12 protein-coding genes are annotated in these 15,184 nt (G+C 51.3%); 2 read left to right on the plus strand and 10 right to left on the minus strand.

The window, feature by feature from the left end:
• Both GEV47_RS16740 and GEV47_RS16745 read left to right on the plus strand, forming a co-directional pair.
• On the plus strand, window positions 1-1,219 hold a 1,219-nt coding region (locus GEV47_RS16740), incomplete at its 5' end, for a hypothetical protein (protein ID WP_228124772.1).
• Between the two features lie 83 nt (window positions 1,220-1,302).
• Window positions 1,303-1,752 carry a hypothetical protein gene (locus tag GEV47_RS16745; protein WP_153235944.1) on the plus strand — a complete coding sequence of 150 codons (450 nt, stop codon included), beginning with the start codon at window positions 1,303-1,305 and terminating at the stop codon, window positions 1,750-1,752.
• Here the strand turns inward: GEV47_RS16745 and GEV47_RS16750 are convergent, their stop codons facing one another.
• From GEV47_RS16750 to GEV47_RS16795, 10 genes are all read right to left on the minus strand, one after another.
• Entirely contained in the window at window positions 1,753-2,376 is a 624-nt protein-coding gene (locus GEV47_RS16750; protein WP_322741683.1) for a glycoside hydrolase family 19 protein, read from the minus strand.
• A 2-nt stretch (window positions 2,377-2,378) separates the two neighbouring features.
• Window positions 2,379-2,600 (minus strand): hypothetical protein, encoded by a 222-nt coding sequence (locus tag GEV47_RS16755; RefSeq protein ID WP_153235946.1) that lies wholly within the window; start codon window positions 2,598-2,600, stop codon window positions 2,379-2,381.
• Window positions 2,593-4,548: a hypothetical protein gene (locus tag GEV47_RS16760; protein WP_153235947.1), complete on the minus strand. Its 1,956-nt coding sequence runs from the start codon at window positions 4,546-4,548 to the stop codon at window positions 2,593-2,595. Before GEV47_RS16760 ends, GEV47_RS16755 begins: the two co-directional genes overlap by 8 nt.
• 4 nt (window positions 4,549-4,552) lie before the next feature.
• Window positions 4,553-4,945 carry a hypothetical protein gene (locus tag GEV47_RS16765; protein WP_153235948.1) on the minus strand — a complete coding sequence of 131 codons (393 nt, stop codon included), beginning with the start codon at window positions 4,943-4,945 and terminating at the stop codon, window positions 4,553-4,555.
• A complete protein-coding gene (locus tag GEV47_RS16770) occupies window positions 4,942-5,376 on the minus strand; it encodes a hypothetical protein (RefSeq protein ID WP_153235949.1) in 435 nt (144 codons plus the stop codon). Before GEV47_RS16770 ends, GEV47_RS16765 begins: the two co-directional genes overlap by 4 nt.
• Complete coding sequence (locus GEV47_RS16775; RefSeq protein ID WP_153235950.1) at window positions 5,373-6,551, minus strand: hypothetical protein; 1,179 nt, start codon at window positions 6,549-6,551, stop codon at window positions 5,373-5,375. The genes GEV47_RS16770 and GEV47_RS16775 overlap by 4 nt, the downstream gene beginning before the upstream one ends.
• Before the next feature lie 45 nt (window positions 6,552-6,596).
• The gene (locus GEV47_RS16780) at window positions 6,597-10,154 is read right to left on the minus strand and encodes a hypothetical protein (protein ID WP_153235951.1); all 3,558 of its coding nucleotides are present in this window, start codon (window positions 10,152-10,154) and stop codon (window positions 6,597-6,599) included.
• 12 nt (window positions 10,155-10,166) lie between these two features.
• A complete protein-coding gene (locus GEV47_RS16785; RefSeq protein WP_153235952.1) occupies window positions 10,167-10,562 on the minus strand; it encodes a hypothetical protein in 396 nt (131 codons plus the stop codon).
• Between the two features lie 22 nt (window positions 10,563-10,584).
• Complete coding sequence (locus GEV47_RS16790; RefSeq protein ID WP_153235953.1) at window positions 10,585-14,343, minus strand: tape measure protein; 3,759 nt, start codon at window positions 14,341-14,343, stop codon at window positions 10,585-10,587.
• A 72-nt stretch (window positions 14,344-14,415) separates the two neighbouring features.
• A complete protein-coding gene (locus GEV47_RS16795) occupies window positions 14,416-15,180 on the minus strand; it encodes a phage tail tube protein (protein ID WP_153235954.1) in 765 nt (254 codons plus the stop codon).
• Window positions 15,181-15,184: the final 4 nt, after the last annotated feature.

The raw sequence follows: 15,184 nt of genomic DNA on the forward strand, positions 1-15,184 counted from the left end.
CGGCACTGAAGGCACGCCTTTTGGAAAAATACGGAAAAATAATTACCCCTGTTTATATGCCGTGGCATTAATTTTGTTTGGGCCGTGGAAAGTGATGCAAGCGCTCCCAATCGTTGGTCTGTCGAAGCATGCCACGCAACTATATGGCTATATTCGACGTTTAGCGCCACTCATAGAAGAATTGCTCATCACGCCATTTATTTCCCCGCAATTTTTGCGCTATCTCCAAACGCCTGCAGTGCGCTTGATCACCAAAGAGGCAGTGATCAAATCGCTACCATCGTGGTTTGAAGAAACCTTTGGTCATAACTCGGCAGAAGATCAACAAAAGGCGGCCCAAATATGGCAAGAAGAACCGGCATTGCGCCAATTGATACAGCGCTTGGATGCCTATTGGCCGCATCGTTATAAACCCACGGTGTGCCCGATGTGCAACAGCACCAGCATACAAAAAAGATATTGCGTGTCTAGCGAACAGTATTATGGGTGTACGGCTTGTAGTAGTCATTTTTCTGCTACGCATAGCACCCCGTTCCATCGTCTGCGTTCCGAACACTATCGGCGGCTATATGCAACGGCATTGGTATTGTGGGGAACATGGAAAATTAGCCGCACAACCCATGTCATTGGGTGCAGCATAGAAAAGCAAGTGCATACTTATATTGCGCGCTTGCAGCCATTGATAGACGAACTCGATGTGCGGCCACTGACCTCACGCCCATCCTTTCGATTTGGTATTACCCCGGCACAGCAAGGGATACGCTGTATGCGTTGCGATAGCGACGACTTAATTTTTTGGCGTCGTAATACCCCGGATAACCCTACGATAAAATGCAATAGCTGTCAGCATAGTTTTGCTTTACATGTTGAACGCAGACAATCATTACCGATTCCCGACAGCATCTGTTGCCCTGCCTGTACCAGCAAAAATTTACTGCAAGAAAAACATCCAGATGGTCGGTATAAATATCGCTGCAAGGATTGCCGAAGCGCCTTTATGTATCCGCCCAAGAACCCCAACCAATCAAAACACGCGTCCAAAATTCCACTGCCACCAGTGCCTGCCGGTACATCATGCCCATTGTGTGCAAGTGGAGATGTGTATGTTAAGGGATGGTCTCCAGATCGCAGGCCTGTATTTAAGTGCCGAGGCTGTGCACGACAATTTATCAGTAACCCTAAACGGCCTGCATCACAGACCCGCCCCTTGATTGAATAAGGGTGAGGCGAAAAGCACATTGGCCCGCATCACGTGCTTTAACTAATTTGTTTGCAAGTGAAAATCTGAAACTGAAAATTCAAATGAACAAAATTCGCGTGAAACTTGAAAGTAAAATTACTGCCTACTTTGGAAAAATGCATGAAAAAAACATGGAAAAACTTTTGCAAAATACACGCAAAGGCTCGGATAAGAGCGCAGAAAAACTTGCGGATAGTTTTATCAATACCTACACTGCGCTTTCAATAGCAGGAGGACTCTCCGCCTTTTCGCTAGCTCCTCTTGCCGCCAAATACTTAAGGGCACACCGAGAACTCTCATTACATGACTTAAGTACCCAACTTTGCGAGTTCCGCAGCATCATGTTTTTTATCGGTGCTTTGGCTGTGATAATGCTTGGTTTCTTTGTCGTTTTAAATATCAGAGACAGGGCATTTGCCATCTACGATGATCTTGAAAACAAAAAGAAAAACGAAGCTAAGGCCATAAAACGCAGACTTAGTAAAAGACCGGGTACATCACGTCCAGTCTAATCACACGATCATCCTCATTGCTGCGCTGGTAAGTAACTCACGGTGCGCCAAGCCGTTGATGCCGCCATTGACACGCTTAGTCACTCTCACGAGATCGCCCATGATGCAATCGGGTACATTACCTTCCCACCAAGCGATAGAGGCGCGAAGTGCGATTACAGGTTGCGCCAACAGATCAGGTGTATTTTCTAAATCGAGTTTGAGCGCTTTACCAACCACGGCATAATTGTCTTTACCAGTCACTTGCAGCAAACCCCGACCACGATATTGGTAGCCATCACCTGGTGTCGTGTTACCTAAGCGATTGCTATACACTTTATTCGCCAGTGCCACTGGATTACGCAGATACGGCAGAGCTTGTTCGTTAGTGCCAAACCGATGCGGCCAGACTGCAACGATGCGCTCCGGTGTGGTGTAGAACAGGTTTTCTTCCAGGCGTTCCAGCATACTGCTTTCATGCAGCACCTGCCCTAAAAAATCATCAATTTCACTATCACCTAACGAAAAAGTCCTACTCGAAATCTCCGCTGCAAACACCGCTGCCCAACGCTGTGCGGTTGCAGGTTTCACTTGGCAAGAAATGAGGATGGCATGCCAATCATTGACCGTTCTGATTTTTGTCACGTTCATAGTTCGATAATTTCAATTGGTAAATTTTCAGCCGCGCCTTCGATCACGCCATCCCGGATAAATACTTGTGTGTTGATGATGGCGTCACCTCTGGCTTGCGTGATGCCACCGCCTGGCAACTGAAATGTTACAGTACCGCCATCAACAGCAATTACCGTACCAACCATTAGCGGCGGATTGGGTAATAAGCCGAGTAAGACTTTGTAGGGATTACGCACGACTCACCTCTCTTGTCTCCACCCCTATTGATTGCCAGATTTCCGGTCGCCCAACATCGACTGCCGTACTACGCACAATGCCGCGTCGCTTGGTACTGCCATCTTCATAATCGATAAACTTACCGGGAACGATAATGCCCGTCTCTCTCAATACCGGTAGCTTCAAGGTGATATCGGCGCGACGCCCGGTGTCAGATAAAATCGCAACCCCTCTCTGACGCGCAGCATCAGCATGAGTAATCAAACTATCCGTGACCATGGTAGCGATGTTGTCACCTGCCGTTCCTTGTCGCGTCACCTGCCCCAGCACACCATTACTGATACCAGACACAAATACACGGTTATAGCGCGGTGTTTCTTTCCATTCAATCGCTTCTCGCGTCGTCACATCTGCTGGCAACTCATAGTCCGGTGTAATACCACCCCACTCCCATGCAGGCTTTGGATAGATCGGCAAAATCCGCAATTGCGCCTCAGTCGCATGTGGTTGAATATAACCGCCCGCTGCCGATGCTATTCTGTTTAACGCCGAAATATAACTCCCTTGATGTGACCAGACACCAGCTGGCACTAACCAATCCGTGAGTTGCCAATCAACTTGCCAGTCCAGCGGTACGCCATTTACTGTCAACACATCACCCATTAACTGCTGCGCAGTACGTGCCTGTGGGTTCATGAAATAGCTATTGGGTGCATATGGCGTATCCAACAATGCCGATTTCCCACGCCCTGCTATCTTGACACTACGCTGACCGAAGGTGCGTTCACGGCTGAGCGATTCAACAATAAAGCGGTACGGTGCACCATTGATCAATGCTTCAACTTCCACCGGATCACCATCACGACCAGGTTCCAGATCACGCAATGTGCGCTCTGGTAATGACGCCGTAAAACTCCATGTCCATGATTCATAATCAATTGCCAGCGTCATGCCCAATGTCGGCAAATCAATGTTGCCATCTACTCGGATTAATGCTGCACTATTGATCACGACATATACCCTTAACTTTGGTACGACGATGGTTTGTGCTGGATCAGTTTCTTGACGACAGATGAAGACCAGCTGCGTATCACCATGAGTATCAATGAATAACAATTGCACCGCACACCCTAACGGTGGTACGTAACAGGGATCAAGCACTGGCGTTACCGGCCATAACAACATTCCTGCCTGTGGTCGCATTGCTGCTTCGAATTTAGTCCCGACACCAATAGGTAATGACCACCCTGATCTGGCAAACTCCGACTGTTGAAGCGAGTATGTACCCGCACTCTGCCAACGTCCTGCGATCTGATTACGGCTCGCACGTAAAGCACACTGCCAAGGTGATTGCTTGGCGCTTGATGCGGTTACGCTGCCTTGCTGAAATGTTGTGAGCGCACTTGGGCGGCGATCATGCAGACCATCTTGTGAGATGACGTTATGCGTGATGGTAGCCAGACGCTCCGCATCGTGTTGCGCTAAGCAGCACAACAACGGTGTCGAAAAGACCGTCTTCGGTTTGCATGACAAGATACCCGTCGTTGCCGATCTTGCTTGTCGCCAGTCGTTCGCTTGCACTGCATGCGTGCGTAAAATACCGTGACGACTATCAAGTACGGTAATGCTGGCAGGCTGTGTCATCTGCCAGTAATTCACCGGTTCGGCTACGGTGGGCCGCACTGCGCCTGATACATATTTCACCGCTACACCGCCGGTCAGTGTCGGTAAGCGACTATTGATCATCACATCGACCAGCACTGTGATCGTTGCCCTGCCAGTCATCGTCGGCAACACCCCAATAGCCACCGCATTCGTCACGGTAGTCATTTGCATGTTGCCTGACATGCTGGGCAACGCCCCATTGAGGGTAACTAATTTCGGTAGCTCTGGCGTACTGCCCATCTCACCAAACACCAACCCCAATGGCTGCTTGATAGCCAGCGGATCGCTAAAGACGAGTTCCACGTTGTTAGACTATCGTACCAAGCACCAGACGCGTCACACCACCAGCATACAAGGTGGTCGATGGCAGTTGGATAAAGCCATTGCCTTTACTATCGGTGACATCGCAATCCCAGGCAAGTTCATTATTGCCATTGATGACCCGCGCCCACGTCGCCACACCGGATTGCATAATCATGGCGTCCACTGCGGTTGCCAATGTCAGTACACCATCGACCACAGTTCCGGCTGGTTTCCTTAATGCCATTTCCACCAGTGGTACACCATCGGGTTCAGCGCCATTGGCTGGCTGCGGTGCCGAATAAATACGAATACGCGCAGGCTCGTTGCCGCTATTGAGAAACGTCAAGGTGCCGTTTAAGCGGGCGGTATTATGTACAGCCGAAATCGTCACCGTCATGCGGCTACCTCCGGTGTCACCCTGTCAGCCACCACCGCTCTAAAGTGGTGGTGATGATCCATCGTTAATGCGGAATAGGTGTGACGTTCATCAATATCGGCGAACGTAAATGTGCCAGTCACTACATCGCTCCAGGTCTCACGAATCAACAAGCCATCGCGATCGCGGAATAAGCGCACACGCCTGTGCACTGGGGTATTGGTCACGCCCTTCTCAAGCACAGTGCCAGAGATAGTGCCACGTCCGGCATATTCCATGTCGCGATAGCGCACCGGCTTATCGACTCGCTTTGCCATGGCAGATAGCAAGTTTGGTGCCGAAGCAAAGATTGCCACGCGTGGCGCGACACGAGGCATGATAGCCTTATCCAAGGGGCTCGCTGCAAACGTGGTGCTGCCAAGTGACCGGATGAGATAAGAGGTTGCCGTCATGATCGCCACGGCCCCGTCACATCAAAGAAAACAGTGCCGCTGGTGGCAGAGGCAACTCCTCCCAATCGCACGGCAATAATTTTTTTATCACGCATGGCACCGGTACCTGCTACCTGATCCTTCGGCATAAACGCATTACCCACATCTTGCATAGCGTGCCAAATACCAACTGTCTCCCCCCTAAATGCACCTGCTACAAACAGCAATACTTTGCACAGCATCAAACCATTATCCGCACCATTCGGAAAGCTGCCGAAGGCATAACCACTGGTACCGGAAGCATTAACGGCATTGTAATTACCGGAAATGGCCGATGCGCCAATTCTGAGTACCGGCTGTGAGCCACCGATGGCCGTATGCGAACGGGGCACATACACGCCATTGGAAGTCATGCCGACGCTATAACCCATGCAACCCGAGGCGGGTGAACCTGTCCACACCTGATCGTCAAAGGCACCTGCAATTGCACAGCCATAGGCGTCGCCACTTTTGTAGGAGGTGAAATCGCCAAACAGGTAAATGGCGTAATTATTGGTATTAGCATAGCTGGCCGCGATGCACACATACACGCATTTGCTGTCACCGAACACCATCCACGACCTGGCTACCGCATCTGCCGTCGTCGATTTTACCCAGTTCAGCCCACCAGTCTTTTGTGCAGTGTTGGGAAACTTTCCAGTGCCGTTATTAATATCACTCATGGACTCGAAACCAGCTACCCGTGCCGTCATGGTGCCGCTGTCATCGACTCGCAACAGGCAATTTGTTGCCGTCACATCTTGTGGTTGATACGCTGCCAGATTGCCATCACTGAAAGTTTTTCGCCAGGCTAGTGCTGCATTTTTAACGGTGATGGTGCCAAGCGCCGTGGTATTGGCAACCGTAGTCGCAAAACTGATCGCATTAGTGGTGATGCCGGTAACACGCTGTTGCCCATTCAAAGTAGTCGGTGTTGCACCGGCCACCTCAATCACGGTGCCGATTTCTGCGCTGTGATTGGTCGCGACGGCAATGGTGGCAATGCCATCGACAACTACCAGTGATGTGGCGGTGCGCAACCCTATGCCATTGATCAGGCAGGCATCAAGTGCCGCCAGTAATGATCCTGCAGTACCGGATAGCACGGGCGCATCCGTCATCGCACTGTGTAAATATTTTACGCTGGTGTCGAACATTTTTTCTCTTTCAGTATGATTGATATTGGTTGTATTTTTGTAACGCTAGGGTCTATCGACATCACCCCGAATTAATAAGGTAAATGCATCGTCTTGCACCGTTTCGCTTCCCTGCTGAATGGTGCGCACTACCCACACCGGAAACAATGCACCCACCGTATTCATGCGCACGATATTGCCGACCGACCAACCTGAACCCCAGCCGCTAGCTTTGATCGTGAAATACGGTTGATGAGTTGCTGGGTTGATCGGAGAGCAGTCGTTACCGGTGGTGCCAGTGGCGATCACGCCGACATGTTCACCGATCACCTCGAAGGCATTGGTATTGGTAAAGCGAAATACCCAGCGTTCAGTAACGGTGCCGATGTTGGAGACTTGTATTGGAGTCAAGGTATCGTTATAGGTCGCAGTGGCGACGTTGCCTACCACCGCATCGCGCCAGCTCACGCCATCCCAGGTCGCCTGATCAAACAGCGTCGCTACGCGTGACTTCATATCGCCTGCAATCAAGGCACTGGACACGTAAGAGCCGACTGGATAATGATGACTGAGTTGGCGGGTAAAACTGAGCTCGCCATTAATCTGCGCATCTGACACCACCGCCATGTCTTCAATGCGGTCTTCTATCGTGATCGGTTGGGCGTAAGTGCTGACATCCGTAAATGTCACGGTACCGGCTTCCAGATTGGCACTGTAGCCAAGGTTGATCACTTGTTTATTTTTATCTAACACGCGTACCCGCGACAACCGTACTCGCGCTACATCTATCGTTTGCTTATTGCTGACTGTAACCGGCTGACTGATTTTAGTATGCCCAATCACCGCATAACCACCCGGGCGAAAAATTGGCACCCGGCCATCTTGTGGCAGGCGCACCGGATCGATCCCGAGGATGTTGGCATCTAACGGCAAATACGAATACGCCACCGCATTGAATTTGATGCTGCTGGCAAACACCGGATAAGAGCGAAACAGTAGACCGTTGATCACGGCGCTGGCGTCATACCACGGTTGCCCTTCATTGCCAGCGGCTATGATCCAGATACCAAAGCGCACATTGATCACCCCGGTATCGACATCGACGTGACCGATGATTTTATTGCCAGTAATGGTCCCATCAGGATTGGCCGTGACATTGATCTGACTACCATCCAAACGAGTCGCGACGATTTGCAAAGAGCCGGGGCGCAACGGAGACACTGGCGCACGGAATACGGCCTGATCCACTGGTTGTCCGGCGATAGTGGTCAATAACGATTTAACACTGATGAGGTTGGCGTTAGCTGGCATCCAGTTGGTGATCGTCGTGTTACCGGTAGCGTAGTCGATACTCCCGGCTATACTCGCACTACCTGTCAATACATCCAGATTGGTATACAGGCGACCAGCACGATCAAAGTAATCCATGCCACCAAAGTTAAAACGGATGCTGCCGGGTACAATGACCTCACTGAACTGACGGGTTAAATCAACCGTTAAGGCGCTGCTGGTAATGTCTTCCTTCGCATTGGTATTACTTGATGCAGCACGATAATTGACTTTGACTGAAGCACTCTCATCCATCGGCATATAGGCACCCACTGGCACATAGATAAATCCCGTGAACAGATAGCGCATGATGGAACCGCCATCTTTGTCAATACCGACCGGGAAATGACCGTATTGGGCTTTGGGTAAGCTGACGATAGTGTCGGGCTTAAAGGTGACTATGCCAGTGGTGTAGTTAATACTGCCGTGCGCTGTGCCGGTACTATCTGATAAGCTGCCGCTGCCGTTATCTTTTAAGGTGAGATACGGATCGGTCTTGGCGATGGTGTATTCGACTGGATCATAGTTTTCATATAAGAGATTGAAGGTCAGACTGACCGTGTTGGGCGTGATGTTCTTTTTCGCCAGTGCGATACTAACGGTACCATCGGGATTACGAATCGGCGCGGGGAACACTTCATTGTCTGGTTCACCGTAGGTATACGCCACAGTATAGGTCTGACCACCGGCAGGCAGTTGATTCGGGATCAGTTTGATTTCACCGGTGACGTAATTGACCGTACCAGTCGCGTCCCCCGTGATACCACCGTTGCCATTATCCAGCGCCGTTTTATCTTTGCCATTATTCCAGGTGATGACTATCGATGATGGCATCACACCGCGATTAGCACAAGCTAACATGATACTGGTCGGCTCCACGCCAGCGGTAGCGCGATTCAGATAATTCGCCTTGCTACCCCAGTTAGCAATGATGGTGCTGCCGACATCGGGCAATGCCCCCAATGTCACGGCGATGGTACCGGTGCTGTAACTGACGGTACCAGAACCAAAAGCCGCATCCGCACCCCGCAACATTCCGGCACCGTTGTCGCGCAAATCCACCCATTTACCTTGGGCGCGATAAGCAACCCGTGTACTCCCCGGTGCCGGTGGTGGCGAGATGGTGAGCACATAGTTGTACGCCCGGTTGATACTGGTGACCGCAATCCCGGCAGAATCGGCCAGCGACAATGGCGCACCGGCTGCTTTAAAGGTGATCGTCTTGGCTCCCGCATAGGCAGGACTGGTGCTGGCAAACGTGATCAAGCCATTCGCATAATTGATCGTCCCCACCGTAGTGGCACCATTGGTCAGCATGCCACCGACATCATTGAGCACCCCGCCAGTGAAATTAATTGCCAATGTGTTCGGCACTACCGGATTGCCTAGATACAGATTCGTGGCCGCGTTAAACGGTTGCGCAGTGGTGATCGTCACCATGCCATTGGAGGCATCAACCAAGGTATCGTACTCACCGGCAGCATTGGCGTCGATGATCGGTGTTTCGGTTTGGGCGCTGGGGACTAACTGCGTATAGATGCTTTTGCATTTAACCTTGAGGTCACCGATATTGACCAGTTCAACTATCGGCACTACGCCACAATAGGTGGCGGCATCGGCGACCACCGTATCCCGTACCACGGTGCGATTCTGGCCTCTGATAAAAGTGCGGGCGGCGGGGCTGCCGCTAAAATCATAGCGCAAGGCATCACTCAGACCACAGGTGACAATCAGCACTTTGTAATCTTTGTCGTTATCATACGTAAACGCGCGCTCAATGGCGCTCACTTTGGTGATGCGCACGTACTGGGCACGTTCGGTCGTTTGCCCTTCGTCTTGTACCAGTAATAGCGTTTGACCGACTGGCGGCAGTGTTTCGCTAGAACGCTGGAATAACTGGATCGAGCGTTGACCGGCGATATGATTTTCAAACAAATAGGCAGGCCATTCGGAGCCAGACGACAAATACGATTCGACCCGATTACGGGCATTGCTGCGGGTGTCGAATACCTGCCCAGTAGAAAATAATGTCACACTAACTAACGGGTCTTGCGGTGGCACAGCCACCACCACGTTAGCGCCCAAATAACTATCGGTGTCCGTGGTCTGCACACTGGCAAACACTTTACGCAAGTTGACCCGACCACCGGCGCGGTCTAGCTCGGAGATATCAGGAAAGATCGCATTGCTGGCACCATCGTGTATGGCAATCGCTGTGGGTGCACCGCCGCCTTCTTCGTTGTCATCCATCACCTTGGAAGCGATTAATTGAATGTCACCGGCAAGGATAGGCATGATTAGTTTTCTCTACATTTCAATCAATCGCAAGGTAATGCGATAAAAATCAGCGTTACTTACATCGCTGTAATGCACCACCGGTGTCGCTTCAATAGCAGCGCCTTCGTGATGGGCAAACAGTACACGCCGAACAGTTGCTCGCAGTGTAAGGGTCAATGCCAAACCTGCCACTGCGGCCCAATTTCGCAATTGATTGACTTGCGCCAGGGTGTGCCAGGCGTTGCTATCATCAATACTTTGCAAAGTGATGGGACGGCCAGCGATGCGCTGAGCGGTGCTGACGATCAAGCTGCCTGTGATGGTGCGATTGATGCTTTGTTCAACTGGGTGCCAGTTATGCTCATCTACCCACAATAGATCGTCGTGCAACATCAGTGAAGTGATACCATCAGATAATTGAATCACAGTGTTGTCCTGTTTTTATTCTTTAGCTGGCGCGAGTAGCAGCGCTAGCGAGTGTGCCAAGTAATCTGGCAAGATTGTCGGCATCCGACTGTGAAGCGACATTAACCAGGGAAGATTTGCCGCCCATGTTGACGTTGACGGTGTAGCCACCCTGCTTGACTAAAGCAGTTTCTTTACCTGCTATCGACGCTGCATTATTCGTATTGAAGATGGATTTTTCTGCCGCCTTCATCACCGCCATCGACAAGGAACTGCCATCGTATTTGCGCTGGCCGGGATTACTCATGGTCGGGATATTGCCGTTGGCATCGGCGAACTCTCGGGCGGTCGCTTTCGCTTTCGCATCCTCCATGCCATAGCCCTTTAACTGGTTATAGATACTGAGCATGGTGGGTTGCGACATGTTCACCTTGTCACCATTGGTATTGAGTACATCACGCTTAGCTGCTTGCAGTTCCATTTCGCGCTTGGTAAGGGCGAGCGATTTTTCCTGCGCAATGATGTCCGCTTCGCGGGCAGAGGTTTGTTCGCGGATCGCATCGGTATGTGCGTGCCGTGTACTAGTGCCTTGCTCCAGGCTAGTAATTTCTTGCTGTAACTGCTTGATGTGTTCACGAGTCGCATCCACTTCCAACCGCTTAGCTTTGGCGCTGGCGATGGTCTTGTCGATTTCAGATTGCTTTTGTGCGGTCATCTCACCACTGGCAAGTAACGCCGCTTGCTGCGCTTCGGCATTGGTGATGATGGCTTTGGTTTCTTGTGACGTGGCGGCAATATTAGCTTCTGTGGCTTTGATGGCTAATTGCTTCTGGATGATCTGCTGTGCAATGACAGCGGCTTGATCACCCTCGGCACGGGCGACATCTTCCACCGTTTTAGCATGCGCGATGTCCACATTGATCGCCGCTTGCGCTAATTGCGATTTATTTTGCAATGCTTGCACGTTACGCTCCATCGCCGCAGCGGTGTCAGCTAACGCATCACGATATAAAGCTTGTGCACTGGCTGCTCGACGGGTGGCATCCACCACCTGCTCCCGTGTCGCCTTCCCGGCCGCTTCCAAGACTTCCAACTGCTGCAAAGCGGTCCTGGTGTTACTCGCCGCTTGCCGTAAAGTTTCCAATGATGCCGCATTGTCTTCATAGGATTTGGTCGCCACATCACGTGCCATCGCTTCGGTCTTGGCGAGATTGGTCGCTTGCTGCGCGCGCTCTAATTCCACCTGACGTAGCTCGATGGTTTTAGTGAGCGCGTCGATCTGCTTTTGGCGTGAGCCATCGGGGTCGCCCTGCGCAACCAATAATGCTGACAGTGCGGTGACCTGTTGGGCAATATTATTGATATCTTCCTGACGCTTAGTGGTCAAGCTGGATAAGGCATTGGCGTTGCCCGTGGCAGCATCGGTAGCCGCTTGCAATGATGACTTTTGATCACCGGCCAGATTGCTTAAGGCGATAGATGATTCCCCTTCGGCCTGCACTGCCTTAACGACTTTCTCGGCCACGTCGATGCGGCGCTCGGCTTCTTTACTCGATTCAGCATACCGCACCGACAGTTGTACCCAACTGCCGCCAGCACTCGCCGCCTGCGTACCGGCGACTTGGGCAGCATTGCCAGCAACCTGCTGCGCATTCGCATTGATCATCGCACCTTGCGCCGCTGCCGTTTGTGCGGTGGCGTTGGTATTAGCGGCAACAGCTGACTGCTGTTGCGCGTTGACCGACTGATCGGCCACACCTATCACTTGTTTATACGAGTCGATCAAGGTAGTTTGTCGACTCACAGCAGTCTCAATCAGGTTGCTGATTTCATTTCCCAGGTCTTTGAAATTGCCAGTCGTAACTGCAGCGCCTACTGTACCCAACACTTTGATGAACGTCATGAAAGTATCGGTCAGCACACTGACGCCGACCGCAACGCTACCGACAACCACACCCAAACTTTGCAATGCCAGTTTCAACACATCCAGCACACCAGTATCACCCAGCACCTGCATAGTGGTGGTCATGGCATTTTTTAAGCGTTCCCACTTCGACTGCAAGGTGTTCACTTCACCAGACATGGATTGCAAGGAAGTAGTCAACGCTGGGAACAGATCACGCGCTAACAGCCCACCACTTTCCACCAGCTTTATTAATTGCTGATCGGTCAAACCCAAACCCTTCGAAGTGAGCGACAATGCGCCAGGTAAAGAATCACCTAGCTGTTGGCGTAACTCTTCCATACTGACCACGCCCTTACTTGCCATCTGCGATAACGCATCCAAGGCGTGCGATACCTTGTCACCCGACAAACCCAAGGTAGCCCCTGCTTGGGTCAACGCCGCAAACAAACCATTGGTGGTGGCAATCGGAATATTGGCGGCATGCGCCGATGCGGAGAAACGGACAAACGAATCGCTGATGCTACTTATCGACACACCTGCAGTATTGGCGGTGTTGCGTAAGAAATCGATCTGCTGCGCAGCAATCAGGGAACTGCCGTGTATCGCACCTAACCCTAGTCGCAGTGTTTCGATTTCCTTGTTAGCACTTAAAAAACTATCCGCCAGGCGACGTACCCCTTCGGCCAAACCGAAACCCGCCGCCAATTGACCAGCCGTGCTTTTTAGAACATTGGTGGCCTTGTCCATCAAGGTCATTTGACCGGTGGCGGCGCGCAAGTCACGCTCTAATCCTTGCAGGCGATTTTTACCGAGTGCGAACGCACGATCTAATTCGCGACCAGTTAACGTGCCGCTGGTCTTGAGCAAATCTAACGCACTGCGTACTTGGGTGATCTCATGCGCAATATCTGTGGCAGCGCGCACTCCTACTGTCGATAATGCATTCTGGATGGCTTGCCCAGCCGCCTTCGCCGAAGCTGCGGCCTGTTGCTGGCCGTTGATCATCTCGGCGTAGGTTTGTTTTTCTACAAGCAGCTGATGCTGGGCAGCATTTGCCATCTCCGATTTCGTCGCCAACACGATGCGCGCTAATCGATCTTCTTCATCAGCAAACGCTTTGGCGGCAAGCTTGGCGTCTATCTCAGATTGCAGTAGTTTTTGTAGTTGGGCTTCACTGGTGGCAAAAGCGGTAATGAGCGTCTTTTGCACGGCAGCTAGATCAGTGCTCGCCACACCGGTCGCGTCCAATGCACTTCGGGTATCCAGCAGCGTCGCATTGCGTTTTGCCAGTTCGGCGCTGGCGTTCTGCGATTCTTTTGAAGATACGGCCACAATCTTGGCAAACTTGCTTTCCTCCAGTGCTGCGGCATAGCTAGCAGCTTGCGCATCTTTATAGCACTCTGCCAAACCCCGTACACCAGCGCGACCTTCAATTAACGAGCGTGTCAGCGTTTGCACCGATTGCTGATATTCAATAGTCTTTTTACCGGCAGCATCGGTTTCATTCTTGACCGTTGCCAGCATGTCGCGCATCGTCGCTTGCGCACGTTGTGCAGCTAACAAGGTGGTCAACGTCTGCTCTTCGGCGCTGCGATATTGCGTGGTTTTACTCGTCAGTTGCGCCAGCTCGCGACCGAGTAACTGACTTCTCTCAGCAGTATCACGCTGCGCTAGTGCCAACCGTTCTACATCATCGGCGACAGTATTGAACACATCGAGAGCACTAGCTTGATCAGCCAAATGGTTAATTTCATTGGCAAGCTTTTGAAACTCAGGTGCTGCCGCACCACCCTGCTTGGCAAGCAATTCGACTTGCGATTGCAATTGGCGCACACTATCGACGCCAGTAGTCGAGACAGCAATCGCTAGCTCGACATCACGTTTATTGGATGACATGGGAAGATCCGAAATAGAGAAAGATTGGTGCGAGAACGAATGCGCCGCACCGAAGTGGCTACGAAGTGAATATTACATAGCGCTGTCTAGCAATTCCACCGTAAACGGTTCGCCTTTACCTTTGGGTGTCTTCATGCGACCGGGAAGTGAAATGCTGGCGAAGTCGTCAGACAAGAAATCGAAGGCAGAATCAGCGGCGATGATGCCTTCATGCACGGTCACGATGCACGGCAGATCGTCAGCGAAATTTTTACCATCGAGTTTGAAGCGTGCGCGGATTTGTGCGTTAGTACCACCAGCAATCTTGGTGCCGGTCATCGCATTAAACGTCGCTGTCAATTTAACAGTGTCACCATCTTTGATCGCGCCAAGTGCCAAAGGCTTCAACATGCCAAGACGATAATTGACATCGTAATCCACACCCAGCGCGTAAGTCTTATCGCCAGTCGCATTAGTCAGCTTGATATCTTTACTTGCCAAATTACCCTTCGATACTTGTGCCCATGCGCCCTGCTTAACGATCAGCGTTTCTGCCGTCAATGTACCGGAAGCCTGATTAATGTCGGTCGAGGTACCGAGCAAGGCTATCGTCAATGATTCCTTGTTGATCTCGGGTAGTTCGACTGTAAATTCGGTAGGCTGTTGCAGCGCTACCGATTCGATGGTCTGACCATAAGTGGAGCGACCACGCGAAGTCATTTCCTTCAATTCAACCTTGGGCTTGATTTCAAACTTGGTTGCTTCATATGGGCCTTGATAGGAACCGAAGTCGCCTAATGTAGCATCATATCGGGCAATGTATAAATCCCCTGCGCCTAAAAATCCGCGTGCTGACATGCTG

Source organism: Glaciimonas soli, assembly GCF_009497155.1.
GTDB lineage: Bacteria > Pseudomonadota > Gammaproteobacteria > Burkholderiales > Burkholderiaceae_D > Glaciimonas > Glaciimonas soli.

Bases quoted from the DNA above. Each gene is read 5' to 3' on its own strand.
- GEV47_RS16745 (WP_153235944.1), top strand. From the start codon at position 1,303: ATGAACAAAATTCGCGTGAAACTTGAAAGTAAAATTACTGCCTACTTT.
- GEV47_RS16765 (WP_153235948.1), bottom strand. From the start codon at position 4,945: ATGACGGTGACGATTTCGGCTGTACATAATACCGCCCGCTTAAACGGC.
- GEV47_RS16770 (WP_153235949.1), bottom strand. From the start codon at position 5,376: ATGACGGCAACCTCTTATCTCATCCGGTCACTTGGCAGCACCACGTTT.
- GEV47_RS16775 (WP_153235950.1), bottom strand. From the start codon at position 6,551: ATGTTCGACACCAGCGTAAAATATTTACACAGTGCGATGACGGATGCG.
- GEV47_RS16780 (WP_153235951.1), bottom strand. From the start codon at position 10,154: ATGCCTATCCTTGCCGGTGACATTCAATTAATCGCTTCCAAGGTGATG.
- GEV47_RS16790 (WP_153235953.1), bottom strand. From the start codon at position 14,343: ATGTCATCCAATAAACGTGATGTCGAGCTAGCGATTGCTGTCTCGACT.
- GEV47_RS16795 (WP_153235954.1), bottom strand. From the start codon at position 15,180: ATGTCAGCACGCGGATTTTTAGGCGCAGGGGATTTATACATTGCCCGA.